Raw genomic sequence first — 26,604 nt, 5'->3', positions numbered from 1 at the left:
CCCGAACTCAGAAGTGAAACCTCTTAGCGCTGATGGTAGTGTGGGGTTACCCATGTGAGAGTAAGTCATCGCCAGCTCATTATTCCAAACACCCCAATCTCGAAAGAGGTTGGGGTGTTCTTTTATGCGTGGGATAAATTTGTACGGTTGCCCTGCTTTAGAGATAGAGTGTCTTAATTCAATCAAATTGCCTTGTAATAAAAAAACATTTCATAATATTCCCATATTTGCTTAATCTATAAATAGTTAAACTTGAGTTTTCATCTATGCAGTTCAAAATTATCGCAGCCCAAGATCTAGATAAAAATCAGCGCCATCAGATTGCTGAGTTATGTTTTTCTGCTTTTGATGAAGATCCTTGGAGCCAATATGCTTTCATGCAAAAGGCTATTCATGTCGTCGGTATATTGGACAATCAAATTGTCTCACATGCCTTATGGACGGATAGAGCTTTTACCATAAATGGTAGTTCCGATGTAAAAACAGCTTATGTAGAGTATGTGACCACTGATTACACGATGAGAGGTAAGGGGCTTGCATCACAATTATTAAAACATTTAGTTGAAGCATTAACTGACTTGGAATATGGACTTGCTGCATTACAGCCGGAAGATGAAGCATTTTATAAAAAATTAGGTTGGACTACTTGGTGGGGTGATTTGTACATCAAACAAGATACATCTACTTATCTAACCGATGACTATGAAATTATGCTATATCCTTTGAGTAACTATATGAAAGATCTACTATCACACTGTTCAGAGGACGATAGTATTTGCGCAGAATGGCGAGAGGGTGAACCTTGGTAGTCGTAACTACATGATTTTTAATCTTATAGAAAGATAAGCTTTTTCACCTAAAATATGAGTACTGTAAAGATATAAATATATGTTTTATATTATCTTTAATTTAGAGCCTCTTATTTTATTTTCATGCTGGTCTATATTTATCGAGTTAGTAAATTAAATCAACATGATTACTAATATAAGAGTCTTTTTATATTGCTTAATTTTTCTACTTTCTTGTTTATTTGACAAGCCTATAATGGTTCAGAATCATTCCAAATTTAATAAGGATATAACATGTCTACCGACCAGCAATTTCCAACTCCTAACAATTTAGGTATCGCGGTATATTCCAATAATGCCGAAGCTATTGGTAATACACCTTTAGTACGTATTAACCGTTTGATTAAAACGGGCGCAACCGTATTAGCAAAAGTGGAAAGCCGTAACCCTGCATTTTCTGTGAAATGCCGTATCGGGGCGGCACTTATTGCAGATGCAGAGAAACGTGGTGTATTAAAAGAAGGTATGCACATTGTTGAACCAACCAGTGGTAACACTGGTATTGCATTGGCGTTTGTTGCTGCGGCAAAAGGTTATCCAATTACTCTAACTATGCCTGCAAGTATGAGCCTTGAGCGCAGAAAAGTACTGAAAGCTTTAGGTGCTAATTTGGTTTTAACTGAACCTGCGAAAGGAATGAAAGGGGCGGTTGATGAAGCGGTACGATTAGCAACTGAACAGCCAGATGTTTATTTCTTGCCACAACAATTTGAAAACCCAGCAAATCCGCAAATCCATGTAGACACAACTGGTCCTGAAATTTGGCAAGCTACAGGTGGACAAGTTGATATTTTGGTTGCTGGTGTGGGTACTGGCGGTACGATTACAGGTATTTCTCGTTATTTTGAACAAGTCCAAAATAAACCATTGTACTCAGTAGCAGTTGAACCTGCTGAATCTCCAATTATTACTCAGACCAAAAATGGTGAAAACATTACCCCTGCACCGCATAAAATCCAGGGAATTGGTGCAAACTTTATTCCGAAGAATCTTGATTTGGACCTTGTGGATGAAGTCTTACCAGTGACTAGCGAAGAAGCAATTCAATGGGCGAGAGACTGTGCAACCCAAGAAGGTATTTTAGTGGGTATTTCAAGTGGAGCTGCATTGGCAGCCGCTGCAAAAATTGCAGAGCGTCCTGAAAATGCTGGTAAAACCATCGTTGTTATTCTGCCAGACAGTGGGGAACGTTATCTGTCGTCTGTGTTATTTGAAGGTTTATTTGACGAATAAAATTAACTGCATAAAAAAGCCCATCTATTGATGGGCTTTTGTTTAAGCTTATTTATAAGGCACGTTTTAAATTTTTTTGATGATGCTTAATAGATCGGGCATATTTTTTCGCTTTGTGACGGGTCCAGAAACTTCGCTCATATCCTGTTGGCCCAACATTATAATAGGCCGTGGCTTTAAACCAGCTATCTGCGGTTTGATAGTAATGATTTAAAATATAAGCACCACATTGGATATTTGTAGATTCATCATACAAATTACCAGCACAAGTTTGCTGCCAATAGCTTGGAATAATTTGAGTTAAACCAACAGCCCCAGTCGGAGAGCGGGCATTACTATTATAGTTCGACTCTTGTCTGATCACTGCCGCGAGTAAAAGTGGAGGAACATTATATTTGTCAGCACTTTGAATAATGATTGGAGACAATCGATTCGCTGTACTCGGTGGAACGGAATAAGCTTTTTGTAAACCAGATGATAGCTTATTTGAACGCCAAGTAAATGAACCACTATTAGGACCTAAACTTGTACATCCTGTCATGATAATCATCAAGAAAATTATGAGAAATTTCAGACCAAGAATGTGTAATTGTGATGGTTCAAAACGATTTTGGGTTAAATATGGGGTAAGCAAAATACAAAACCAATAATGAAGTTTCAAATAAAATGATGGTATTTAGCCATACTTATCGGATCAATGTTAGTTCTGTTGCTTAGCACATCTAAAAAGTAAGAATTTTGTATAATTGAAATGAAAAAACCCCGACATCCTGTCGAGGTTCCTTCGTATTCAGCTTTATGTAGCTAACTCCTGTCAACTACCGCTTCCTGCGTTCTTATTCTTCTTCAATGAGACATCCTGTCTCTCTATGATTCATATATTATGAAATAATACTAAAGCTGAATATCCGCAAATCACCGCAATTTTTGTACGTTTTAACTTACAGATCACCTTACTTAAATACGATGTCGACTAGTTTCTGGGCGATAGGAGCACAAATCAATATACTTGGAAAAGCTAATATCTATGCAATAATCCAAGCTGATACCCACAATGAAACGAAGTGATGATTTAGTCCTACTACTTTAAAAGTTGAAACACCTGAAACGATAAAAGACATCATTCCCGATAAAATTAAAAGGAATAAAAGTTTCTGTGCTTTCATGGTTTTATATTCCTTGATAAGCACTTAAGGTCAATGCAAAATTTTCTCCAAATTGTTGAGCAGTTTTAATGTCTCCCTCATCAAATCTATCGGCATGACTGCCATGTTCAGCCTGAGCCATTAAGCCTGACCACGAACCGAGACGATTGGCTGCTTGAGTATAAGGAATACCTTGGTGTTGCTCGGGCAGAATCGGGTTGCCCACCCATAACATGCCGTGTTGCATGCAAAAAGTAAAAATTGAAATTAGTGTCGATTGTTTATCACCTGCGGGGAGGGAAGATATGGTAAAGCCAGCCGCTAGTTTTCCTTTAAAGCTCTGCTTTTTCCATAATGGACCCGTTGCATCCATGAGTTGTTTTAACTTGGAAGATACACCACCTAAATAAGTGGGAGAACCCCAAATTAAGCCATCATATTGAATTAGGGTTTCTGGGTTTTCGACAAGATGTTCAGCATTGAGTAAATCAACTTTAATATCTTTATGGCTCAAAATACCAGTTTGAATTTGCTGAGCAATAAATTGCGTATGCCCTTGGCGACTATAGTAAATAATGGCAGCAGTTTTCATGGATAGTTTCCTTTTTATTTAAATTTGAAATAGTTTTGCAGTGAGATATAAACCACAGCCAAAAACGCTATGGTTCAGTAAACTTTTTAGACAGTTTAGAAAAGGATGCGGGGTTTTTGACGAAGCAAAACCACTACCCATGGCTGGTTGCATAATAAAAAAAGGAATGAGAACAGTGACTACACCAAATAGTAGTGCTGAGTAAAACTGAGGATGAATGAGCCAATCTGAGCCGACAATGAAGAGAAAGCTCAATGCAAAGATTAGCCCAACACTATAATGAGCAATCCAGCCCAATAAATATTCACCCTTAATTTGAGGGCTTTGTGCTATAGATTGATGGATGAGTTTTCCTTGAACTATCATCCAGCCCACCCAGCGTCCGAGAAAGGCAAAATTTAAGGTCGGGATCTTAAATATTTTTAGTATTAACAGCCATATATCCATAATGAATGTTGCACCAACACCAAGACATAAAGCTTGAAAGAATAATGTGGAGGTATTCATTTTTACACCTTGCTTTTATACGTATGAAACGTGATAAATTTATTGTGCAAGTTCAAGTTCACTTGAAGTCAAGAGGATGTTTATGGATATTGGTGAAGTTTCTAAGAAGGCAAAAGTCACAACCGCTACACTACGTTTTTATGAAGAGAAGGGGCTAATTAAGTCGATTGGGCGGCAAGGTTTACGTCGGCAGTATGGTAAGCAGGTGCTTGATCAACTGGCACTTATTACTTTAGGACGTGCTGCGGGTTTTTCTTTAAATGAGATCGCTACAATGTTTGGGCAAGATGGTAAGCCTGATCTTGATCGGCAAAAACTAAAAGATAAAGCTGAACAACTAGAGCAAATGGCAAAGCGATTACATTTTATTAGTCAAGGATTACAACATGCTGCTGTGTGTCCTGCTGAAAATCATATGGAATGCCCAACTTTTCAGAACTTTTTGAAAGCAGCAATTGCTGGAGAATATCAGCCAACGAAACTTTAATTCTTTTTGATGAAGTCATTTAGTTTATGTCTGTATTGAACAGTTGGGTTTGTCATATTTTCGCCATAAAGATTTCATCTTTTTGAAGTAAAAACTTCATATAAGCTTGATTAAATTTGCTTAATTTTTTACCAAATGTATAAAATCATGAGCAAAAAAACTTTAGTCGCATTATTATGCTGTGCCAGTTTAGGATTGACGGCATGTAATGATGATAACGATCAAGAACAAACATCACCTACTGAAAACGTTACCGAACCAACTTTAATTTCTTTTGCCAAATTACCTGTAGAAACCTATGCTGCTGGCCCAGACTCTGGTGCATATGTAAAAGGTGCAAATGGAATTTATCCTCCATTTAAAGGCCAGCCTGTACAAGGTTTTTCTGCTGCATTAAAAAATGAAGATGGCAGCTATATGGCAATGGCCGATAATGGTTTTGGTACCCAAGATAATTCAGCAGACTTTTTACTTCGTATTTATAAATTAAAACCTGATTTCAAAACTAAAACCAAAGGTACAGGGCAAGTTACTGTACAAGGCTTTATTCAATTGCGTGATCCAAACAAGTTAATTCCTTTTAATATCGTGAATGGTAACACGCCTGAGCGTTTATTAACGGGTGCTGATTTTGACCCAGAGTCAATGCAACGTACTAGTGATGGCACTTATTGGATTGGGGATGAGTTTGGACCTTATTTACTTCATTTTTCAGCGGATGGAGTGTTATTAGATGCACCAATCGCTTTACCAAATCCATTAAATCCGACCCAAGAATTACGTTCACCACAAAATCAGTTTAATAAAGCGCAAATTAATTTTGTAGAGCCTTTGGTTCAGCAAAGTGGTGGTTTTGAAGGAATGGCAATTTCACCAGATGGGCAGTACCTTTACCCGCTTATAGAAAAGCCAATTAAATCAATTCGGGAAACGGAAAGACAGTTGCTGATCTCTCAATTCGACATTAAGAAAAAAGCGTATACAGGGAAATATTATTGGTTCCAATTAGACAGTAAGGCAACCAATATTGGTGACTTCCAACTCTTTAATGATAAAGAAGGCATTATTATTGAGCGTGATGCGACTCAGAATAATTTAGGCGGATATAAAAAATTAATCCGTGTTAAATTGAATGAGTCAGGTCAGCTGGTAAGCCGTGAAGATTTAGTCGATTTAATTAAAATTGCTAACCCGAATATGTTGTATGGCACAGCTAGAGCAGGAGATATTGGGACGGGACAGGTTTTTGCTTTCCCGTTTGAAACCATTGAAGATGTGATTATTGAAAATGGCACAACGCTCACGGTACTAAATGACAATAACTTCCCTGGTTCAACAGGACGCAACGCAAAACTGGCTGATGATAACGAGATTATTCAAATTCGTTTACCAAAAGCTTTGTTCTAATGCTTATAAATAAATTGTGTTAAGACTACGGCGGATTTTGTTCCGCCGTATTTATTCCAGGAATAAAATATTGAGTAAAGTTTAATCAAATTAATTTCTATATTATTGTTTTCGTATGTTTTATAAACAGGGAAAATGAATGAAATTCATGTTAAAATGATCGGCTTTCATCTTTAGATGTCTCTCCTTCATCTGCTAGCCGAGATTCGCAAGCCATGTCTACCGCTTATACCATGCAAACTGCGCCAAAAGCGCTGTTTGATTACGACAAATATTGGGCGTCGTGTTTTGAACCAGCGCCATTTTTGCCGATGTCACGAGAAGAAATGGACCAACTCGGCTGGGATGCGTGTGACTTTATTTTAGTCTGTGGTGATGCTTATATTGACCACCCATCATTTGTATCGGGTGTGATTGGACGTGTGCTTGAGGCACAAGGTTTCCGTGTCGGAATTATTGCGCAGCCAGACTGGACCAATGTTGAAAGCTTCCGCGTTTTAGGTAAGCCAACGATTGCTTGGGGTGTAACCGCAGGTAATATGGATTCGATGATTAACCGTTATACGGCAGATCGTAAAATTCGTTCGGATGATGCATATTCTCCAAACAATGAACCGAATAAACGTCCTGACCGTGCAGCAACAGTTTATTGCCAACGTTGTCGAGAAGCATTCCCTGATGTACCTGTGTTATTGGGTGGTATTGAAGGCAGTTTACGCCGTATCGCACACTACGATTATTGGTCAGATAAAGTCCGTCGTTCGATTTTGATGGACTCAAAAGCCGATTTGCTCATGTACGGTAATGGTGAGCGTGCCATTATTGATGTAATGCATCGTTTGGCTAAAGGTGAAAAAATCCACGAGATTACTGATGTTCGTGGTACGGCATTTATTATTAATAAACATAACAAAGCATCAAAAGCAAAGTTTGTTGAAGTTGCGAGTAATGATGTAGATACGGTTGGGCGTGTTGATCCAATTATTAACCCATATGTCATGACAGAAGATATTGATGGCTGTGAGGTTGAAAAAGAAAAGGGTAACTCTTTAGCTCAGTATCAAAATTTCCAAAAAGAGATTGTTGCAAATCCGATTGTGCGTGAAGGCGACAAACTTGATGACGACACTCAAATCGTTCAATTAAAGCCGGCACCGTCAAAAGCGATTAAACACAAATTGCCACCACGAGAGTTGGCGGTTATTCGCTTGCCTTCTTTTGAAGAAGTGGCAAATGATCAAGTGCTTTACGCACATGCAAACCGTATTTTGCACCTTGAAACTAACCCTGGTAATGCTCGTGCACTCGTTCAACGCCATGGTGAACGTGATGTGTGGATTAACCCACCTCCAATTCCTCTAACTACAGAAGAAATGGACTATGTGTTTGATTTACCTTATGCACGTTTGCCACATCCTACTTATGGTGATGCGCGTTTCCCTGCATTTGATATGATCAAATTCTCGGTCAACATTATGCGTGGCTGTTTTGGTGGTTGTACATTCTGTTCGATTACAGAACATGAAGGTCGTATTATCCAAAACCGTTCGGAAGATTCAATCTTACGTGAGATTGAAAAAATCCGTGATACGGCACCAAACTTCACTGGTATTATTTCAGATTTAGGTGGCCCAACAGCAAACATGTACCGTTTGCACTGTAAAGACCCAGAAATTGAGAAGAACTGTCGTAAACCTTCTTGTGTTTATCCGGGTGTTTGTCAAAACTTACATACCGATCACGCGCCATTAGTGCAGCTTTATCGTAAAGCGCGCGCTATTAAAGGTGTGAAGAAAATTCTGATTGGTTCAGGTCTGCGCTATGACCTTGCTGTACTCAACCCTGAATATGTCAAAGAGCTGGTACAGCACCACGTAGGTGGTTATTTAAAAATTGCGCCTGAACATACCGAGCAAGGCCCGTTATCTAAAATGATGAAACCGGGTATTGGTACGTATGATCGTTTCAAACAAATGTTTGACCGTTTTAGTAAAGAAGCAGGAAAAGAGCAATATTTAATTCCGTACTTTATTGCTGCGCATCCGGGTACTTCAGATTATGACATGATGCATCTTGCAATTTGGTTGAAAAAGAATGGTTTCCGTGCCGATCAGGTACAGACTTTCTATCCATCGCCAATGGCAACTGCAACAACCATGTATTATTCAGGGAAAAACCCACTTGCTAAAGTAGCTCGCTATACTGAAAAAGTTGATATTGTAAAAGGCGAGAAACGCCGTCGTCTGCATAAAGCATTCTTGCGTTATCATGATCCAAACAACTGGCCATTACTTCGTGAGGCCCTAAAAGAGATGGGTCGCGCAGATTTAATTGGTAATTCGAAGCAGCATTTAATTCCGACTTATCAGCCAAAAGGCACAGAAGGGGAATATAAGTCTGCTCGCAAGAAAAATTCGTCTACAGCAGGCGATTCGGTTAAACGAAATAATCAGCAAACGAATAATCATTCGAATCAGAAGCGTCCACAAAAAGGACAGGTTCTAACGCAACATACTGGTTTACCTCCTCGTGAAACAGGTGAGAAAAGACCATTTGGCGGGAAAAGTAAACCTAAATCTAAAGTTCGTGGATAATGATAAAACAGGCTCTTAAATAGAGCCTGTTTTGTTTTTTATGACTCTATTTAAATCGTATAATGAGATTTTTGAGGATTTAAAGTACAAAAAACGTAACGAATAATGATAAATAGCCAAAATCTGACGAGCTGCACTTGATTGTTATTGATTCTATGATTATAAATAATGTGAGGGTGGCTAAATTTAAGCCAAGCTTGATAACTACAAGTGAAATTACTAAGTGAACCTTTTAAAAAACGGCTGTGTCGTTATCAATTAAAACAAAGTGTGATCTAGCAAAATCATTATAAAAAACTTAAAGGATTAGGCCCATGTATTATTTAATCACGATCTTATTATTATTTTTGGTTGTTGTTATGGCAGTGAAAAGTCTGTCACGAAGGCATCAACATGATAGTGCTTTAAAGCGCCGTGCAGTGTTAACTAGCCATGAGCAAATGACCTTAACCAGACTACAAACAGTTTTGCCCAAATTTACAGTATTGGCGCATGTGTCTTTTGATGCACTTTTAACTACAAAATACGCGCATACACGTCGTAAATATCAAAATATGTCAGCTGATTTTGTTGTGCTTGATCAAAATTATCAGGTAGTTGTAGTTGTTGTTCTGGGGGAAAATGGTTTACGCCGAGCGCATCAACAATATGAGCGTCGCCTATTACAATTGGCTGGCTATCGTGTGCTTCATTATAGCAGTGTGCCTGATTATCATGACCTAAGAAGAGATTTATTAACTCCTGAATCAGAGATAGCAACTTTACCTGTTACGCCGCAGTTAGAAAGAATCTCAAATGCTTTTGTGAAGTCTTAGAATTTATAAATAGAGGTTATAGCAATTTAATTTTAGGACTCATTAAAGAAGATTTGAATAAAATGCTGAAATTAAAACTTCTAGAAACATAAAAAACTGAGCATTATCTTGATCAATATTGCTCAGTTTTTTATTGCTTAAAATTAATAAGAATTATGGAAGTACTGCAACTACTGTCATTTCTACAAGTACATCAGGTGCATAAAGTTTAGATTCCACACAAGTACGAGCAGGTGGATGCTCTTTGCTAATCCATGCGTCCCATACAGCATTCATAGCTGCATAGTCTGTTTCAATATCTTTTAGAAAAATCATGACAGAAAGAATATGACTTTTGTCGGTTCCTGCTTCAGCAAGTAAGCGATCAATATTGTCTAAAGTTTGTTGAGTCTGCGCCGTAATGTCTACGCTGGTATCATCAGCGAGTTGTCCTGCTAAATGGACTAAATTACCCGAAATCGCCACTTCACAATATCTTGAAGTCACGTGTAAGCGTTTTACCGTCATAAAAATGCTCTAAAGTGTCTTTATTGAATAGTTTGATTTTATGAAGAGTTACTAGGCAGGCGCAAGCAAGTGCAAAGGAATTTCGGTAGATTATTGTTGTGATTTATAAGAACGGGCAAGCTCCATGTACTTTAAGTGCCCTGTAATATTCGGATTTGGTCGTCACGCCAATCACAGGACGATATGCCGAAAGTAAAGGTTGCTTTGGCATGTTGCAAATACATGGGTAATGAATATGCGCTGATTAGATTACTTCAAACTTTAAGCAAAAGGGAACTGTTTTTGTTTAAAACTTGTTCTTTTGTATAAAAAAACAACACTTACCATAAGGACAACTGAAAGTCGTCAGCTTTAGTTTGTAATTGATAAACTCCAATACCAATGAGCCGAAATTGGAAGTTTTCGGGAATATGCATCTCATTTAAAAGTAAGAATAAAACTTGAATCAGGTCTTGTTGAGAATGAATTGGGTTTTTAAAACTTTTACTGTGTTGCAAAGTCTGGAAATTCTTAAGTTTGAGCTTAATATTTACGCCTCGGGCATTCAGTTGCTTTTTCTCTAAACTTTGCCAGACTTTTTCGGCTAGACCATGCCAGTAGGGTTGGCACTGAGCTAAAGTAAAGTCACTATCAAATGTGGTTTCTTTCGAAATTTGCTGTCGGGCACGTTCAGCTTGAACGGGCCGGTTGTCGATGCCTTGAGCGTATAAATAAAGCTGTTGGCCATATTTACCAAAGTGGTGAACTAAAACAGCTTCTTCAATTTTTTGTAAGTCGCCTAGCGTATGTAATTCAAGCTGTTGGAGCTTTTCTTGGGTAACTTTGCCTACTCCTGGAATTTTCTTTAAGGGCAAGTCCTGAATAAAACTGGCTACTTGAGAAGGTTTTATAACAAACAGGCCATTCGGTTTATTCCAGTCGGACGCAACTTTTGCCAAGAATTTATTAGGTGCTACACCAGCCGAGGCTGTCAGTCCGGTTTGCCTGAAAATATCTTCCCGAATATGCATAGCCACTTCGGTCGCACTCGCGATTTGTTTTAAATTTTCAGTGACATCAAGGTATGCTTCATCTAAAGATAAAGGTTCAATAAGAGTCGTGTATTGTTGAAAAATACTATGAATTTGAGCCGAGATGGCACGATATTTTTCAAAATTAGGCTCAATAATAACAACTTGAGGGCATAGTTTTCTTGCTTGGCTCATGGACATGGCAGAGCGTAAGCCAAACTCACGGGCAGGGTAAGAAGCTGCCGCAATCACAGCACGCGGATGATGCGAAGAAATAACGACGGGAAGATGCTTTAGATCAGGACGCTCTCGCAATTCGACCGATGCATAGAAGGCATCCATATCGATATGAATGATTTTGCGCATATTATTGTGCTTTCACGATGCCTTGCTGCTGTAAAAATTGGTGCCATTCTTTGACTGAACCCTCATAAACGTTTAAGTCTACTGGTTTGGTCATGCCTTCAATTTTACCTTGATTACTATGCTGCCAAAAGAGCCATTTTCGCTTGTCTTTCAGCTCAGGTTTTCCTTCATAATCTCTGACCCAAAGTGGGGTATTAGGGAAACTTCCTATCAATACAATGTGGTAAAAAGTTTTGGAAATATAAAAGATAGGCTGTTTGCCATAATGCTGTTTTAGGCGGTCATGCATAATGCCTATTTCTTTAAGTAATTGTTCTTTGGTGTGCGCATTAATACAGTTGCCGTCATATTCCAGATCGATAACAGGAGGAAGGGCATCAGCTTTGTTGGGTACGGTTGCAATAAAATTTTCAGCTTGTGTTTTGCCATCACGACATAAACGGTAAAAATGATAAGCCCCAACATGAAATCCATGTTCGCGTGCTTTTAACCAGTTTTCTTGAAATTTTGGATCTTTATAATCACCGCCTTCAGTCGCTTTTAAATAGACGAATTGGAATTTTTTGGGTGATATTTTTTTCCAGTCAATATCTTCTTGATGATGAGAAACATCAAAGCCTTGAACCGGATAATCTTGAGCAATTGCTTTTTGTTGGTAGAACAGACCGAAGTAAGTGAGAACCCCCATAACACAAGCTAAAACAATCCCAATGAGGGTGTTGTAGCGTGGTGTAGAAAAGGTTTTTGCCAGCTTGGTCATGCAAAACTCAGTATCAATATGAAGCTCACATCATAGCGTGATTTGTGAATGAGAAACCATGCTAAAAATGCAACTGCTTACACAGGCGTATTTTTTGGAATTTGCCAAAAGATAAGCGCAGTAATGACATTAATACAGCCTAAACAAATAAGGGTGACATGGAAGGCAGTTGTCACATGTGCTGTACCATAGTAATCGGTAAATACATTAATGAGGGTACCTGCCAGTGCAACACCAATACTCATTGAAAGCATCATAATCATTGATAGGAAACTATTCCCACTACTTGCATCTTGTTGAGGCAAATCTTTCAAGGTAAGTGTATTCATGCCCACAAATTGTAATGAGTTCAATGTACCAAATAAGAAAAAGTGTAGGGCTCTAAACCAAGCAGGAGTATCGACCGTCATAATCGCAAAAGATGCAATACATAGACCGACTAATGTGGTGTTAATTAACAAAAAGCGGCGATAACCCATTTTCTGAATAATGGGTCTAACAATCGGCTTAGAAAAAAGCGATCCTAAGACTAATGGAATCATCATTAAACCCGCAATGAATGGCTCAAAACCAAAAGCCACTTGCAGCATAAGCGGTAAAACAAAAGGTAAGGCATTGCCACCAAAACGGGCAAAGAAATTACCTAAAATACCAATGGCAAATATTTTATTTTTAAACAAACGGCTACGGAATAATGCATTTTGATGGGTATGTGAATGATAGGCGTACCAAAGCGTTGTGATTACACCGACAACTAACAGTGAAATGCTGAACCATTTTGAATATTCACGTGAGGCAAGATGTTCAATACCCAATGACCAGCCAATCATTGCAACAACCAAAAGCACAAACCCAATAAGGTCAAAGGTTTTAACGGTAGGCTCTTTTACATTTGGCATGACCTTCAATGTCATTAATATACCTAATATACCCATTGGAATATTAATCAGAAAAATCCAGTGCCATGTTGCCACTTCAACTAACCAGCCACCGAGTGTTGGACCCACTAAAGGGCCAAGTAAACCTGCCAGACTCATGAGGCTCATGGCAGCTAAAAACTGAGTTCGAGGAATAATTTTTAAAAGTGATAAACGACCAACGGGGAGTAATAATGCTCCCCCAACGCCCTGAATGACACGGAAAAATAAAAGTTCATTAAGGCTTTGAGAAAGACCACAACCTAAAGATGCAAGCGTAAAAATAACAATTGCTGATAAAAACGTATTTCTAACACCAAAGCGGTCGGCCAACCATCCACTTAAAGGAATACAGGCCGCCACAGATAAAACATAAGCCACCACCACGCTATGCATACGTAATGGATCTTCATTTAAATGATGTGCCATTGCAGGAATAGCAGTATTTACAATGGTGGTATCCAATGCCTGCATAAAAAAGCCAATGGAAACCAAAAGAACCAATAGGCGATATTCAGGTTGCAAAGCTTGATGAGTCGGCGTGGCATTCATAACATTTGAAAATTAACGTTTTCGCTTAGTGTAAAACAAATTGAAAGTAAAAAGAGTAAGGCAATGTTGAGTACCCCTTTACTAAATCTAATTGCTTTTGAAGGCAACGGTGAAAATAGTTAAAACAAAAAAAGCGGAAGAACCGCTTTTTTATTGAGATAGGGGATTTTACACAACAAATCTCTTTGGCATTTTTAAGTTTCGAATGACGTTATAAATTTGGTCGATTTCTTCACATACAATTAATTTAGCTCGGTGCTGAAGGGGAAGGAAACCTTCTTGAACTGCATGGTCTAACTGAGCAATTAACGCATTATAAAAACCATTTACGTTATATAAAATCATAGGTTTTTGGTGCTGATTGAGTTGCCCCCATGTCGCAATTTCCAAAATTTCTTCGAATGTTCCCAAACCACCAGGTAGTGCGATAAACGCACTCGCACGCTCTGCCATCATGGCTTTACGCTCATGCATGGTTTCTACCACATGTAATTCGGTCAGTCCTGCATGTGCGACTTCATAATCAAGCATAAATTCAGGAATGACACCTACAGCTTCTCCACCATGTGCAAGCACGCTTTCAGCGACTTGACCCATTAAACCAATGCTGGCACCGCCGTAGACCAGACCAAAACCTTGTTCAGCAATTCCGCTGGCTAATTCAATTGCCTTTTCGCGATAAATCGGGTTATTTCCTGCTCGTGAGCCACAATATAATGCAATAAGAGGTTGTGTTGTTTTTACAGCTGTTATTGGTGAATCATTTACTGCCATTGTTAATACGCTATTCATTGCTTTATTTTCACCTTATCACGTTCATATTTCTTGTCTACACTAAGCAAAAAATATGACAACTTTATAAGCAGTTTTATAGGAAAGATTCATGTTTTGTATGGGTTTGGTGAATACATATAATGATCAAATAAAAATGATGAATTTATGTTAAATCTTGCCTATACTGAAAATTCGTTTAACAACATATGAACAAATATGGGTAGTGGTTGTAGTCGCTCCGTTTTAATTTCTTGTCCTAAAAAAACATTATTCCCCCTTTGTCTAGGCATGCCTGTTGTGTTGCCCAATAAAGATAAAATCCACCCAGCACAGGAGCAGGATCAATGATCTTTGAATGGATGTCTGATCCGTCTGCTTGGGTAGGCTTAGCTACATTAATTGTTCTTGAAATCGTACTAGGGATCGATAACCTCGTCTTTATTGCTATTTTGGCTGAAAAGTTGCCACCAGAACAACGTACTAAGGCACGGATAGTGGGTTTAATACTCGCTTTGGGAATGCGTCTTATCCTCTTAGCTTCAATTGCTTGGGTCGTGACACTCACCCAACCACTTTTCCATATTCTTAACCATCCATTCTCTGGCCGTGACTTGATTTTATTGTTCGGTGGTGTGTTCTTGTTATTTAAAGGCACCATGGAATTGCATGAGCGGATGGAAGGTAAACAGCTTCATAAAGAAGATAATCCAGTCCATGCTGCGTTCTGGATGGTGATTGTTCAGATTGTAGTGCTTGATGCCGTATTCTCATTAGACAGCGTAATTACTGCTGTGGGTATGGTGAAAGAGCTGTCAATCATGATGGTTGCTGTTGTGATTGCTGTGGGTATCATGTTGTGGGCTTCAAGACCACTCATGGACTTTGTAAATAAGCACCCAACAGTCGTTATTCTGTGTCTTGGCTTCTTAATGATGATCGGTTTCTCGTTGGTGGTGGAAGGTTTTGGTTTCCATATTCCGAAGGGTTACTTATATGCTGCGATTGGTTTCTCGATTTTAGTCGAAATGATCAACCAAACCATGCGCCGCAATCAAGAAAAGCTAGTGACTACTACAGATTTACGTTATCGCACAGCTTCTGCTGTTTTACGTATGTTAGGCAGTAAAAATAGCGGTTCTACTTCAGATGCCCAAACGGCTGATAAAGAAGATGTATTGGCTACTCAAGCTTTTGCCGATGAAGTCTTTGATGAAGAAAATGGTGCTTACCACAGTGTACTTGTACAGGGCGTACTGGGTTTATCTGAACGTCCAGTAAAGTCGGTAATGACTCCACGACCTGAGCTGGAATGGATTGACTTAGACGATGAACCGGAAGTTTTAAAAGAACGTTTAATGTCGATGACACATTCACGTTTAATCGTTGCTCGTGGTGAACTTGATAATATTGAAGGGATCGCGCTTACACATAAAGTTTTAAATGGCTTCATTGAAACAGGCGTTGTTGATTTTCAAAAGTACTTACGTGAGCCAGTCATTGTGCATGAAAATGCTCAAGTGCTTATGGTAATGGAACAATTACGTCAGGCTCCTTTGCAAATGGCGATTGTTCTAAATGAATATGGTTCAATTGAAGGTATTGCGACACCAATTGATATTTTAGAAGCAATTGCTGGTGAGTTCCCTGATGAAGATGAACTAGATGCAGCAGCTGAAAGCTTAGAAGATGGTTCTTTAATACTTGAAGGTTCAACCGATATTCGCCATGTATCGCTTTTATTAGGTCGTGATTTGGTAGATGAAAGTGAACAATATTCTACTTTATCGGGGTATTTGTTATTCCATTTAGGTCGTTTACCTGAAAATGGTGAAACTGTTGAAGCAGATGGTTATCGCTTTGAAGTTGTAACCATGGAAGGCCATAAAATCGAGAAAGTTCATATTGTTTCTATTGAACAAGATGAATCAAAAGATTAAATGACATTTTAAGTCTAGAAACATCATAAAATAGCTCAACTCTGAGCTATTTTTTTATTTGAGAAACACAGAATGACTCAACACACTTGTCCATGTGGAAAAGGCAGCTATTCAGAATGTTGTGAGCCTTTACATTTAGGCACAGCGAAAGCACTCACAGCAGAGCAGCTTATGCGTTCACGGTATAGTGCATTTGCATTACAGCAAATCGATTATATTGTTCAAACAACAGCATTAGGTCAACAAGCTGCTCTTGATAAAGAGGCGATTGCAGATTGGAGTAAACAAAATCAATGGCTCGGTTTGGAAGTCATCCAAGCCAAAGAAAAGTTGGATAAGACCCATGCACAGGTGGAGTTTAAGGCTCATTATCACGATGGAAAAAGTGCTCAAATCCATCATGAAGTTTCACATTTTGTATATCACCAGCAGCAATGGTTTTTCCTTGATCCAACAGTCGATATGCAGGTCACCATGAAACAGCCGTGTATATGCGGTTCAGGAAAAAAATTTAAGCAATGCTGTGCACAATTCCTATAACTTTATCTTAAAATACGCCCACCGTTTGGCCTGAAGGAAAGGGCAATGTTACTCACCGTTATTTATATTATTGCGATTACTGCTGAAGCCATGACTGGTGCATTGTCTGCTGGGCGACGGAGTATGGACTGGTTCGGTGTCGTACTGATTGCCTGTGTAACGGCCTTGGGTGGTGGTTCTGTACGTGATGTACTACTTGGGCACTATCCCTTAACGTGGGTAAAGCATCCTGAATATTTAGTTTTAACTTGTTGTGCTGCCTTTGTTACCATCATCATTGCCAAGTGGATGCGCCATTTACATAACATTTTCTTAGTGCTCGATGCTTTAGGTTTGATTGGATTTACCATTATTGGTTGCCAGATTGCCTTACAAATGGGGCATGGCTTTGTGGTGTCGGCTGTAGCAGGCGTTTTAACGGGAGTTTCGGGTGGTATTTTACGAGACATCTTATGTAACGACGTCCCGTTTGTTTTCCGCCGTGAGCTGTATGCAAGTATTTCTTTTGTTGCAGTCATTTGCTATTGGGTCTGTCTAGACTTAGGTTTGAGTTTAGAACTTACCGTTATTTCAACCTTAGTATTTGGTTTTACGCTCCGTTTAATTGCCATTTATTTTGGTTTAGAAATGCCTAAATTTATTTATAAAGATGATGATGCAGAGTCGGCTTCTTCAACCGACGAACATTAATCATGCAGAACTTCATGTGGGCATGATATAACAATTCTATATATGGTCTTGTCCACTTATTCTTTCCAGTAGAGTTACTCCTATGGATCTGGTTTCACGTATACAAAATCTTCCAATTGGCAAATTTCACTACACGCTTTTATGGGTAGTGGGTTTAGGTTGGATGTTTGATGCGATGGATACCGGCATTATCGCTTTTATTATGACAACCCTTGTTAAAGACTGGTCATTAACACCAGCTGAAAGCGGTTGGATTGTCAGTATTGGCTTTGTAGGCATGGCTATTGGTGCAGTTTGTTCTGGTGCCTTGGCAGATCGTTTTGGTCGGAAAACTGTATTTGCGATCACGATGGCAATCTATAGTATTGCTACAGCCTTATGTGCTTTTGCTCCAGATCTAAAGTGGCTATTAATTTTTCGGTTTATTGTGGGCCTAGGACTAGGTGGTCAGTTACCTGTAGCAGTTACACTGGTCAGTGAATATGTTCCTGCTCATGTTCGTGGAAGATTTATCGTTCTGCTTGAAAGCTTTTGGGGATTAGGCTGGTTAGTTGCTGCACTCATTTCTTATTTTATTATTCCTAAATTTGGCTGGCATATTGCCTTTCTTATGGGTGGCCTACCACTTATTTATATTTTAGTCATTTGGAAAAAAGTCCCTGAGTCGATACCGTATTTGATTAACCATGGTCGTATTGAAGAAGCACATGCACTGGTACAAAAACTAGAAGCCGAAGCATGCGTGCAAATTGTGCATCATATCGAAGTCGTGCCTGTGGCGATGCGACAAAAAGTTTCATTTAAACAGCTCTGGAGTGGTCAATTTGCTCGTAGAAGTTTAATGCTCTGGCTGATCTGGTTTGGAATTGTATATTCCTATTACGGTATCTTTACATGGTTGCCGAGTTTATTGGTGAAACAAGGCTACGATGTTGTTAAATCATTTGAATATGTATTGCTTATGATTTTGGCGCAGTTACCGGGCTACTTGGCAGCGGCTTGGTTTGTTGAACGTTTAGGCCGAAAAATTACACTCGCGGCATTTATCGGTTTTTGTGCCTTATCTGCATATTTCTTTGGACAAGCCGACAGCGTAAATAGCATTATGTTTTGGGGTTGTCTCATGTCATTCTTTAATTTGGGTGCATGGGGAGTGTTATATACCTATACACCAGAACAATATCCAGCCAATATTCGGGCGTTTGGTTCGGGTTGGGCATCGGCAATGGGGCGTATTGGTGGAATTGTCGCGCCAATGGTTGTGACTCATATGATGGTTGCCAAAAATGGGTTTAATCACGTTTTTATGATGTTTACTGTTGTTTTACTTGCTGTAGCCTTAGTAATTTTGATATTAGGTGAAGAGACCCAAGGTAAAAGACTAGAGTCAATTGGGTTATAGTTTCTGCCTAACTTTATAGCAAGTAACTAAAAATATAGAGAGATAAGACATAATTTGACGCTCAGGTGACAGAGTCCCTCTTGTGTCTGTAACATAGCCCACTTAGCATAATACACACTTAAAATAACGACTGATTTGGAAGATAAGCTGACTATGACCAGCCTTGCGCATCATGCGACAGAAAACCGCTCTGTAGCCGAATTTACTGAACAGGCTTACTTGAATTATGCCATGTACGTCATTATGGACCGTGCATTGCCGCATATCAGTGATGGCTTAAAGCCTGTACAGCGCCGTATTGTCTATGCCATGAGCGAGCTAGGCTTAAAAAATAGTGGCAAGCCAAAAAAATCAGCGCGTACAGTAGGTGATGTGCTTGGTAAATACCATCCACATGGCGACTCGGCATGTTACGAAGCCATGGTACTCATGGCTCAGCCTTTTAGTTACCGTTATCCTTTAATTGAAGGCCAAGGTAACTGGGGTTCACCCGATGACCCTAAGTCATTTGCTGCGATGCGTTATACCGAAGCTAAACTTTCAGCTTATAGCGAGTTGTTGCTGAGTGAATTAGGTCAGGGTACCAGCGAATGGCAAGATAACTTTGATGGTTCTTTAAAAGAACCGATCACTTTACCTGCACGTGTACCGAATATTCTTTTGAATGGTACAACTGGTATCGCTGTGGGTATGGCGACCGATATTCCTCCGCATAATTTGCGTGAAGTTGTGAAGGGGACAATTGCTTTAATTCGTAACCCGCAAACTTCGGACGAAAAATTAGCTGAATATATTCCGGCGCCAGACTTACCAACCAAAGCTGAAATTATTACTCCGCCAGAAGAGCTACTTAAAATCCAGACGACTGGTCGTGGTAGTTACCGTATGCGAGCGGTTTATACCGTAGAAAAACATGAAATCGTAATCACTGAGCTACCATATCAAGTCTCTGGTTCTAAGGTAATTACTCAAATTGCTGACCAGATGCAGGCGAAAAAGCTGCCTTTGGTGGTGGATATACGTGATGAGTCGGATCATGAAAACCCAACACGACTCGTGATTGTATTGCGCTCTAACCGTATCGATGCTGAAGCGGTGATGAGTCACTTATTTGCGACCACCGATTTAGAATCAAGCTATCGTGTCAATTTGAACATGATTGGCGAAGATGGTCGCCCTCAGGTGAAATCAATTCGTCGTATTTTGCTTGAATGGATTGAGATTCGTAAAAATACGGTCACTCGTCGTTTGCAGTATCATTTAAACCGTATTGAAAAGCGCCTACATATTTTGGCAGGTCTTTTAATTGCTTATCTCGATATTGATACTGTTATTCGCATTATTCGTGAAGAAGATCAGCCTAAGCCAGTATTGATGGAACATTTCAATATTGATGAGATACAGGCTGAAGCGATTTTAGAACTTAAATTACGTCACTTGGCAAAGCTTGAAGAGATGGAAATCCGTCATGAACAAGATGAGCTTTCTGCGAAAGCTGCCATTATTCGTGAACAGTTGGAAAATCCTGAATCTCTAAAAAATCTGATTATTGGTGAATTAAAAGAAGACGCGAAAAAGTTTGGTGACGAACGCCGTTCTCCAATTGTTGCACGTGCTGAAGCGGTTCAAATTAAAGAACAAGATCTAATGCCAGCTGAAACGGTAACCGTTGTGTTGTCTGAAGCAGGTTGGGTTCGTGCGGCAAAAGGCGCAGATGTTGATGCTGAAAACCTGAACTACCGTGCAGGGGACCAATATTTAAGTCATGCTGTAGGTAAAACCAATCAACGGGTTTACTTCCTTGATGAAACAGGGCGTAGTTATGCCTTACCAATTAGCAGCTTACCTTCGGCTAGAGGTTTAGGCGATCCATTAAGTTCGAAACTGTCACCAGCAAGTGGCGTAGCGTTTATTCAGGCTTATTTAGATGATGAAGAATCTGAACTGATTGCTGCAAGCTCATCGGGTTATGGTTTTAAAACTCAAGTCAAACAGTTAGATACCAATGCTAAAGCTGGTAAGACATTCTTAACGGTACCTGATAAGGCAAAAGCATTACCGCTCATCTCTGCCCAAAATATGACGCATTTGGCTGTGCTGAGCTCGGCAGGGCGTTTGTTAATTTTAGATTTGGCAGAACTACCAAATTTAAATAAAGGTAAAGGTAATAAGTTGATACAACTTGAAGCCAAAGAGCAGATTTTATCCATGACAACCCTGAACTTAGATGAAATAATTCAGGTGGTTGCAGGTCAACAACATCTAAAATTAAAAGGTGATGATCTACAAAAATACATGGGTAAACGTGCTTCGAAAGGTCAGCTCTTACCACGTGGATATCAAAAAGCAAATAAACTGTTGATTCAGAGATAAAGCTAGCGTCTGGCAACATAAATACGCTATATATGGCAACAAGTTCAAGCAATGAACTGAACTTGTTGGTATGGAATAATGATTAAAAGGGCAGCAATTTGGAGTACATAATTTGTACTCCATGCAAAAAATTTGGCAGGGTCAAATTGTCAAAACTTCTGTCTCATAATCTTGTTCGAAAGTGTCATGAATGTGCCAATAAGTTTTAAATATGTTCTGGCACCAAGAAGCTAAAGAATAGCTGGGGCATTGAATAACAGTTATTACTAAGGATTACGAATCGGAGATAATGGCATTATGGAAAAGATTTGGTTTGCAGAATACCAAAAGACAGGGATTCCAGAAACAGTAGCATTGCCTGCAGAAAATACCTCACTTGTTGATATTTTTGAGCGTAATTTCCAAAAATTTGGTTCTCGTGATGCCTTTATCTTTATGGATAAAGCCATGTCATTTAACGAGTTGGAATTTGCAAGCCGTAAGTTCGCGACCTATTTGCAAAATTTGGGGTTAGCAAAAGGTACGCGCGTTGCAGTAATGATGCCAAACGTATTGCAGTATCCTGTCGTGGCATTGGCGGTTTTCCGTGCTGGCTTGATTTTAGTGAATGTTAACCCGCTGTATACTGCGCGTGAGCTTGAGCATCAGTTAAATGATTCAGGTGCGGAAGTTCTTGTCATTATTGAGAACTTTGCGAGTGTTTACCAAAGTATTTTAGGAAAAACTCCGGTCAAACACGTCGTGGTTGCTTCTGTTGGAGATATGCTAGGAACACTGAAAGGTACTTTAGTGAACTTTGTTTTACGCAAAGTGCGTAAACAAATTCCAGCTTGGAACATTCCTGGTCATGTTAAGTTTAACAGCGCATTGAATAAAGAAAATCCAAGCAATTATAAGCGCCCGACTTTAACTCTAAGTGATACTGCCGTGCTTCAATATACCGGTGGTACAACGGGTGTTTCAAAAGGTGCTGAGCTGACTCACCGTAACTTGGTTGCCAACCTTTTACAGTGTGACGGTATTTTCCAAAGTAAATTTGGTGTAAATGAGGGCGCTAAAGGCGATCGCATTGTTTGTGCATTACCGCTTTACCATATTTTTGCGTTCATGGTTTGTGCGATGTACGGTATGTACAAAGGGCAGGCAAATATCTTGATTCCAAACCCACGTGATTTACCAGCCGTGATTAAGGAATTACGTAAATATCAACCTTCTTTCTTCCCAGCAGTAAATACGTTATTTAATGCCTTAGTGAATAATGAAGAGTTTAAGCAGCTTGACCATAGCAATTTAAAAATGGCGATGGGTGGTGGTATGGCAGTTCTGCCTTCTACAGCAGAAGCTTGGAAGAAAATTACGGGCACAACCATTATTGAAGGTTACGGTTTATCGGAAACTTCTCCGGTAGCGACTGCAAACCCTCCAGCTTCTACTGAATTTAGTGGCACGATTGGTATTCCATTACCTTTAACAGAAGTTGCTATTTTAGATGATGATGGTAAAGAAGTACCTTTAGGTGAACAAGGCGAAATCTCAATCCGTGGTCCGCAAGTGATGAAGGGCTATTGGAACCGTCCAGATGAGACCGCTAAAGTGATGACAGCCGATGGTTTCTTCCGTACTGGTGACATTGGTGTAATGGACAGCCGTGGATATACAAAAATTGTAGACCGTAAAAAAGATATGATTTTGGTTTCAGGCTTTAACGTTTACCCAAGTGAAATTGAAGAAGTTATTGCTAAACATCCAAAAGTTTTGGAAGTTGCTGCAATTGGTGTTCCAGATGAAAAATCAGGTGAAGTGCCAAAACTCTTTATTGTGAAAAAAGATCCAAGCTTAACTACAGAAGAAATTTTGAACTTTGCTAAAGAAAACTTAACAGGCTACAAACGCCCTCGTTATGTTGAGTTTATGGATGAATTACCAAAATCAAATGTAGGTAAAATTTTACGTAAAGACTTACGTAAACCTGCTTAATCGTTAGTGATTAAAAAAAGCGCCGTAGGGCGCTTTTTTATTTAGTGGCTTTTCATAAACCAGCGGTCTACATAAGGACGGCCGATTCCCACCATACCCACAAAAACAATCATTGTGCCAAGTTGTAAGCGTAAGTGAGATAAGTCAAGTTGGCCATAACTGAGATAATTATCTATAAGACAATATACGGTAACTACAATGAGCCAATGCCATAAAGGAAGTCTTTTGACACCCACCGCAATAAAAGTAATTGTCAAAATGACAAAGGTACCCAGTGTCGATTGCCAATTAAAATTCGCACAAATTACACTCAATAAAAAAGCGACAATGGGTAATACAATTTTGAAGATAAGATCTACCTGAAGCTGGTTCTTCTTTTGCTTTTCTAAGACCTCGAGCAATTCTTTTTGATCAGGTTGTTGCATACATAGCCCTATAAATCAGTGATGACATGCGATTGCATAAAATTTCAGGTAAAAACGATGAGTTATGATAGCATGATCAACAGTATTTTCAGTGATGGATGGCACTATGCACGGCATCAGCAGCATTATCTATATTATTTTAGTGGCATGTTTGCTGCCATACGCATTTACCGTAATTGCAAAATTTAAGGGTGGTTTTCAGCCCTCTGATAATCATAACCCAAGAGATTTTCTTGCTAATACAAAGGGTATCGCTGCTCGGGCAAATGCAGTACAACAAAACAGTTTTGAAAGTTTACCTTTATTTTTAACAGCTATTTTGATGGCTGAATATATGGTGGTGCCTGAGTACTTTATTTTGAGATTGGGCTGGGCATATATTATTTTGCGCGTGATTTATGGCATTTGTTACTTAAGTAATTGGGCAACTTTGCGTTCGATTGTCTGGTTTTTATCATTGTTATGCCCAATATTTTTATTGATCGTGACAATTAAGCTGACTTGAGTGTCATTCTGTCGCCATTCATATCAACTTTCGCGTGTGCGCATTGTATAATCGGCATCATTTTGATGATATCCACGTTATAATCGAGTGGATTTTACATCTGACTTCATAACGAAAGAGTATTGATATGAGTTACAGCAATATCCCAGCAGGTAAAGATGCACCAAATGACATCTATGTCATCATTGAAATTCCTGCAAATGCAGCGCCAATTAAATATGAAATTGACAAAGATTCTGATGCATTGTTTGTAGACCGTTTCATGGGCACAGCAATGTTCTATCCAGCAAACTATGGTTATGTACCAAATACTTTGTCTGAAGATGGCGACCCATTAGACGTACTTGTTGTAACTCCACATCCTGTTGCTGCTGGTTCTGTAATTCGTTGCCGCCCAGTGGGTAAATTAAACATGGAAGATGACGGTGGTATCGACGCGAAATTAATCGCAGTTCCACACGAGAAATTATCTCCACTTTACAAAGACGTGAAGGAATATACAGATCTTCCTCCGTTGTTAATTAGCCAAGTTGAGCATTTCTTCAGCCACTACAAAGATTTAGAACCAGGCAAATGGGTAAAAATCAGCGGTTGGGAAGGTGCTGACGTTGCTAAAGCTGAAGTATTGAAAGCAATCGAAGCTGCTAAATAAGCTCTGATTTTATGAGCCTAGAGTGTCTCAATTGATATTCTAGGCTCAATAAAAAACCTACCTGTGTTACCAGAGGTAGGTTTTTTTATGCTTGATAGATCTATGAATTAGAATAATTTCACAGGAATATCAAGGAAGATACGCCATTCGTTTGTATCACCGATGTACGCACCTTGGTAAGTATCACTTGCACGGTAGTAAGAGTTACGGACACGAAGACTTGCATCTTTAGCAAAACCACTTTGAACTGTGTATTTTACTTGGTTGAAGAATTCGCGCTCTTGAGCATTGTCAGTTACATCACGAACTTTGATGTCCCAACCGTATACAAATGCAGTTGTCCAGTTCAAACCAGGTAATACACCTAATTTACCGAAATCAACGTTGTATTGAATTTGTGCAGATTTCTCGTGGTTACCGATGAAATCAGACATATAAGAGTTTGGTAAATAAATACTTTGGAAACCATCAGCATTTTGACCGTAGTCATAACCAACATTACCAGTGTTTTGTTGGTAAGCAAGCATCACACTGTGTGGGCCAGTTGCATAAGTTCCTGAAACTGCCCAAATATTATTGGTCTTTTCTTCGCCAGCTACACCAGTGTCACCATAATTCGGTGCTACTGCTCCAGTTGCTGAATAAGTGTGTGCATTTGCATCAAACTTAGTGTGGTAGCCACTAAAGTCATAAGTTAATGAGCTGTCATTTGTTAAAGGCTGTTTAAAGTTCACATTAGCATAATGACGTTCAAGCGCATTTTTGCTGTCTAAACCATAGTAAGATGCATTTAAGTTGTCATTGAACTTATATTTACCACCCCAAACAATCGCACGATCAAGACCATTGCCGTTTACATCAGCATCGGTATTAATTTGGTTAGACATTTGGTCTTTAGTAAATTTACCAGCAACTAATTCAAGATTCTTGATTTCATGGCTTGTTAATAAAGTACCTGTAAAGTATTCAGGAACCATACGGCCAGTATTACTTGCTAAAACTGGTAAATCGAGTACTTGAGTACCATAGCGTACAGTCGTATTTGAGAAACGAGCTTTAACGCTACCGCCACCACGACCCCAATGGTCATAAGCTGAACCATCATTGTTTTTAGGAATCATTTGGTTACCGGCATTTTTATTTTCACCGATTTTAAATGAACCGTCACCAACAACGCCTACACCGAAACCAACAATACCCGGGGTAAAGCCAGATTCAAGATTTACAATTGCCGATTGAGCAAATGAGCTAGTATCTTTCGCGCCCTGTTTTTTGTCGCGAGTTAGATAACCTGTACGGAAGAGAATAGAACCGTTCGCATCTTCAACAAATCCTTTTGCCTCACTTTGCTCGCTTGCCTGAGCTGAGGAAATTATTGCCGCAGAAATGAGAACTGCTAATGTAAGTTTTTGTGCATTTAGCATATTTAAAGAACCTCATAAAAACGATAAATCCTGTGCCTTGTTATAGTTCAGGGCCTAGGATTTCCATCAATTGTATAAGTAATCTATAAAAAAGATATATTTTTGTTGATTTTATTTTATATATGCTATGCAGAAATTGATTAATGTGCTACTGGTTATTTAGTA

At 39.2% G+C, this 26,604-nt stretch carries 24 protein-coding genes and 2 pseudogenes; 15 read left to right on the top strand and 11 right to left on the bottom strand.

What is annotated here, in order from left to right; all coding sequences use genetic code 11:
* The first annotated feature begins 266 nt into the window (after nt 1-266).
* Both ACH63V_RS15460 and cysK read left to right on the top strand, forming a co-directional pair.
* On the top strand, nt 267-809 hold the full coding sequence (locus tag ACH63V_RS15460) for a GNAT family N-acetyltransferase (protein WP_396463973.1): 543 nt from the start codon (nt 267-269) through the stop codon (nt 807-809).
* Between the two features lie 273 nt (nt 810-1,082).
* Nucleotides 1,083-2,081, top strand: coding sequence for a cysteine synthase A (cysK, locus tag ACH63V_RS15455; protein ID WP_396463972.1), 999 nt, complete (start codon nt 1,083-1,085; stop codon nt 2,079-2,081).
* Nucleotides 2,082-2,133: 52 nt separating this feature from the next.
* Here the strand turns inward: cysK and ACH63V_RS15450 are convergent, their stop codons facing one another.
* The 4 genes and pseudogenes from ACH63V_RS15450 to ACH63V_RS15435 all read right to left on the bottom strand — a co-directional run bounded on the left by ACH63V_RS15450 (nt 2,134) and on the right by ACH63V_RS15435 (nt 4,325).
* Complete coding sequence (locus ACH63V_RS15450) at nt 2,134-2,631, bottom strand: lytic transglycosylase domain-containing protein (protein ID WP_396463971.1); 498 nt, start codon at nt 2,629-2,631, stop codon at nt 2,134-2,136.
* Nucleotides 2,632-3,034: 403 nt separating this feature from the next.
* Nucleotides 3,035-3,247 (bottom strand): annotated as a pseudogene (locus tag ACH63V_RS15445) (DUF2798 domain-containing protein).
* Between the two features lie 4 nt (nt 3,248-3,251).
* Nucleotides 3,252-3,818, bottom strand: coding sequence for a flavodoxin family protein (locus ACH63V_RS15440; RefSeq protein WP_396463970.1), 567 nt, complete (start codon nt 3,816-3,818; stop codon nt 3,252-3,254).
* A gap of 18 nt (nt 3,819-3,836) precedes the next feature.
* Nucleotides 3,837-4,325, bottom strand: a complete 489-nt coding sequence (locus ACH63V_RS15435) for a DUF2938 domain-containing protein (RefSeq protein ID WP_396463969.1) — start codon at nt 4,323-4,325, stop codon at nt 3,837-3,839.
* A gap of 82 nt (nt 4,326-4,407) precedes the next feature.
* Between ACH63V_RS15435 and ACH63V_RS15430 the strand changes: the two genes are divergently transcribed.
* The 4 genes from ACH63V_RS15430 (at nt 4,408) to ACH63V_RS15415 (ending at nt 9,628) form a co-directional block, all read left to right on the top strand.
* Nucleotides 4,408-4,812: a helix-turn-helix domain-containing protein gene (locus ACH63V_RS15430; RefSeq protein ID WP_396463968.1), complete on the top strand. Its 405-nt coding sequence runs from the start codon at nt 4,408-4,410 to the stop codon at nt 4,810-4,812.
* 147 nt (nt 4,813-4,959) lie between these two features.
* A complete protein-coding gene (locus ACH63V_RS15425) occupies nt 4,960-6,219 on the top strand; it encodes an esterase-like activity of phytase family protein (protein ID WP_396463967.1) in 1,260 nt (419 codons plus the stop codon).
* A 215-nt stretch (nt 6,220-6,434) separates the two neighbouring features.
* Nucleotides 6,435-8,813 carry a YgiQ family radical SAM protein gene (locus ACH63V_RS15420; RefSeq protein ID WP_017400141.1) on the top strand — a complete coding sequence of 793 codons (2,379 nt, stop codon included), beginning with the start codon at nt 6,435-6,437 and terminating at the stop codon, nt 8,811-8,813.
* 314 nt (nt 8,814-9,127) lie between these two features.
* A complete protein-coding gene (locus ACH63V_RS15415; protein WP_396463966.1) occupies nt 9,128-9,628 on the top strand; it encodes a DUF2726 domain-containing protein in 501 nt (166 codons plus the stop codon).
* 153 nt (nt 9,629-9,781) lie between these two features.
* On the opposite strand, the gene ACH63V_RS15410 is transcribed toward ACH63V_RS15415, so the two are convergent.
* On the bottom strand, nt 9,782-10,135 hold the full coding sequence (locus tag ACH63V_RS15410) for a RidA family protein (protein ID WP_004711002.1): 354 nt from the start codon (nt 10,133-10,135) through the stop codon (nt 9,782-9,784).
* A gap of 199 nt (nt 10,136-10,334) precedes the next feature.
* Here ACH63V_RS15410 and ACH63V_RS15405 point away from each other — a divergent pair.
* Nucleotides 10,335-10,397 (top strand): annotated as a pseudogene (locus tag ACH63V_RS15405) (hypothetical protein); the annotation flags it as partial.
* Nucleotides 10,398-10,455: 58 nt separating this feature from the next.
* Here ACH63V_RS15405 and dinB read toward each other — a convergent pair.
* From dinB to ACH63V_RS15385, 4 genes are all read right to left on the bottom strand, one after another.
* Nucleotides 10,456-11,511 carry a DNA polymerase IV gene (gene dinB, locus ACH63V_RS15400; protein ID WP_272357092.1) on the bottom strand — a complete coding sequence of 352 codons (1,056 nt, stop codon included), beginning with the start codon at nt 11,509-11,511 and terminating at the stop codon, nt 10,456-10,458.
* A 1-nt stretch (nt 11,512) separates the two neighbouring features.
* Nucleotides 11,513-12,271, bottom strand: a complete 759-nt coding sequence (locus ACH63V_RS15395; protein WP_396463965.1) for a GH25 family lysozyme — start codon at nt 12,269-12,271, stop codon at nt 11,513-11,515.
* Nucleotides 12,272-12,348: 77 nt separating this feature from the next.
* The gene (gene mdtD, locus ACH63V_RS15390) at nt 12,349-13,740 is read right to left on the bottom strand and encodes a multidrug transporter subunit MdtD (protein WP_396463964.1); all 1,392 of its coding nucleotides are present in this window, start codon (nt 13,738-13,740) and stop codon (nt 12,349-12,351) included.
* Between the two features lie 168 nt (nt 13,741-13,908).
* Nucleotides 13,909-14,532, bottom strand: a complete 624-nt coding sequence (locus ACH63V_RS15385) for a TIGR00730 family Rossman fold protein (RefSeq protein WP_263612721.1) — start codon at nt 14,530-14,532, stop codon at nt 13,909-13,911.
* Nucleotides 14,533-14,858: 326 nt separating this feature from the next.
* Between ACH63V_RS15385 and ACH63V_RS15380 the strand changes: the two genes are divergently transcribed.
* The 6 genes from ACH63V_RS15380 (at nt 14,859) to ACH63V_RS15355 (ending at nt 23,433) form a co-directional block, all read left to right on the top strand.
* Complete coding sequence (locus ACH63V_RS15380) at nt 14,859-16,451, top strand: TerC family protein (RefSeq protein ID WP_263612722.1); 1,593 nt, start codon at nt 14,859-14,861, stop codon at nt 16,449-16,451.
* A 72-nt stretch (nt 16,452-16,523) separates the two neighbouring features.
* A complete protein-coding gene (locus ACH63V_RS15375) occupies nt 16,524-16,991 on the top strand; it encodes a YchJ family protein (RefSeq protein ID WP_016803661.1) in 468 nt (155 codons plus the stop codon).
* Between the two features lie 45 nt (nt 16,992-17,036).
* Nucleotides 17,037-17,681 (top strand): trimeric intracellular cation channel family protein, encoded by a 645-nt coding sequence (locus ACH63V_RS15370; protein WP_002048969.1) that lies wholly within the window; start codon nt 17,037-17,039, stop codon nt 17,679-17,681.
* Nucleotides 17,682-17,763: 82 nt separating this feature from the next.
* Nucleotides 17,764-19,083: an MFS transporter gene (locus ACH63V_RS15365; RefSeq protein ID WP_343570317.1), complete on the top strand. Its 1,320-nt coding sequence runs from the start codon at nt 17,764-17,766 to the stop codon at nt 19,081-19,083.
* A gap of 153 nt (nt 19,084-19,236) precedes the next feature.
* On the top strand, nt 19,237-21,456 hold the full coding sequence (gene parC, locus ACH63V_RS15360) for a DNA topoisomerase IV subunit A (protein WP_263612725.1): 2,220 nt from the start codon (nt 19,237-19,239) through the stop codon (nt 21,454-21,456).
* A 297-nt stretch (nt 21,457-21,753) separates the two neighbouring features.
* A complete protein-coding gene (locus tag ACH63V_RS15355; protein WP_343570315.1) occupies nt 21,754-23,433 on the top strand; it encodes a long-chain-fatty-acid--CoA ligase in 1,680 nt (559 codons plus the stop codon).
* Between the two features lie 41 nt (nt 23,434-23,474).
* On the opposite strand, the gene ACH63V_RS15350 is transcribed toward ACH63V_RS15355, so the two are convergent.
* A complete protein-coding gene (locus ACH63V_RS15350) occupies nt 23,475-23,858 on the bottom strand; it encodes a hypothetical protein (RefSeq protein WP_311070232.1) in 384 nt (127 codons plus the stop codon).
* Nucleotides 23,859-23,964: 106 nt separating this feature from the next.
* On the opposite strand from ACH63V_RS15350, the gene ACH63V_RS15345 reads away from it, so the two are divergent.
* Nucleotides 23,965-24,363, top strand: a complete 399-nt coding sequence (locus ACH63V_RS15345; RefSeq protein WP_213064718.1) for an MAPEG family protein — start codon at nt 23,965-23,967, stop codon at nt 24,361-24,363.
* Between the two features lie 127 nt (nt 24,364-24,490).
* On the top strand, nt 24,491-25,015 hold the full coding sequence (gene ppa, locus ACH63V_RS15340) for an inorganic diphosphatase (RefSeq protein ID WP_002121243.1): 525 nt from the start codon (nt 24,491-24,493) through the stop codon (nt 25,013-25,015).
* Between the two features lie 107 nt (nt 25,016-25,122).
* Here the strand turns inward: ppa and ACH63V_RS15335 are convergent, their stop codons facing one another.
* Complete coding sequence (locus ACH63V_RS15335; RefSeq protein WP_396463963.1) at nt 25,123-26,439, bottom strand: OprD family outer membrane porin; 1,317 nt, start codon at nt 26,437-26,439, stop codon at nt 25,123-25,125.
* Nucleotides 26,440-26,604 lie beyond the last annotated feature (165 nt).

Source organism: Acinetobacter sp. ABJ-A23_2 (assembly GCF_044538765.1).
GTDB lineage: Bacteria > Pseudomonadota > Gammaproteobacteria > Pseudomonadales > Moraxellaceae > Acinetobacter > Acinetobacter nosocomialis_A.
This window is presented reverse-complemented; position numbering and strand designations above follow the sequence as displayed.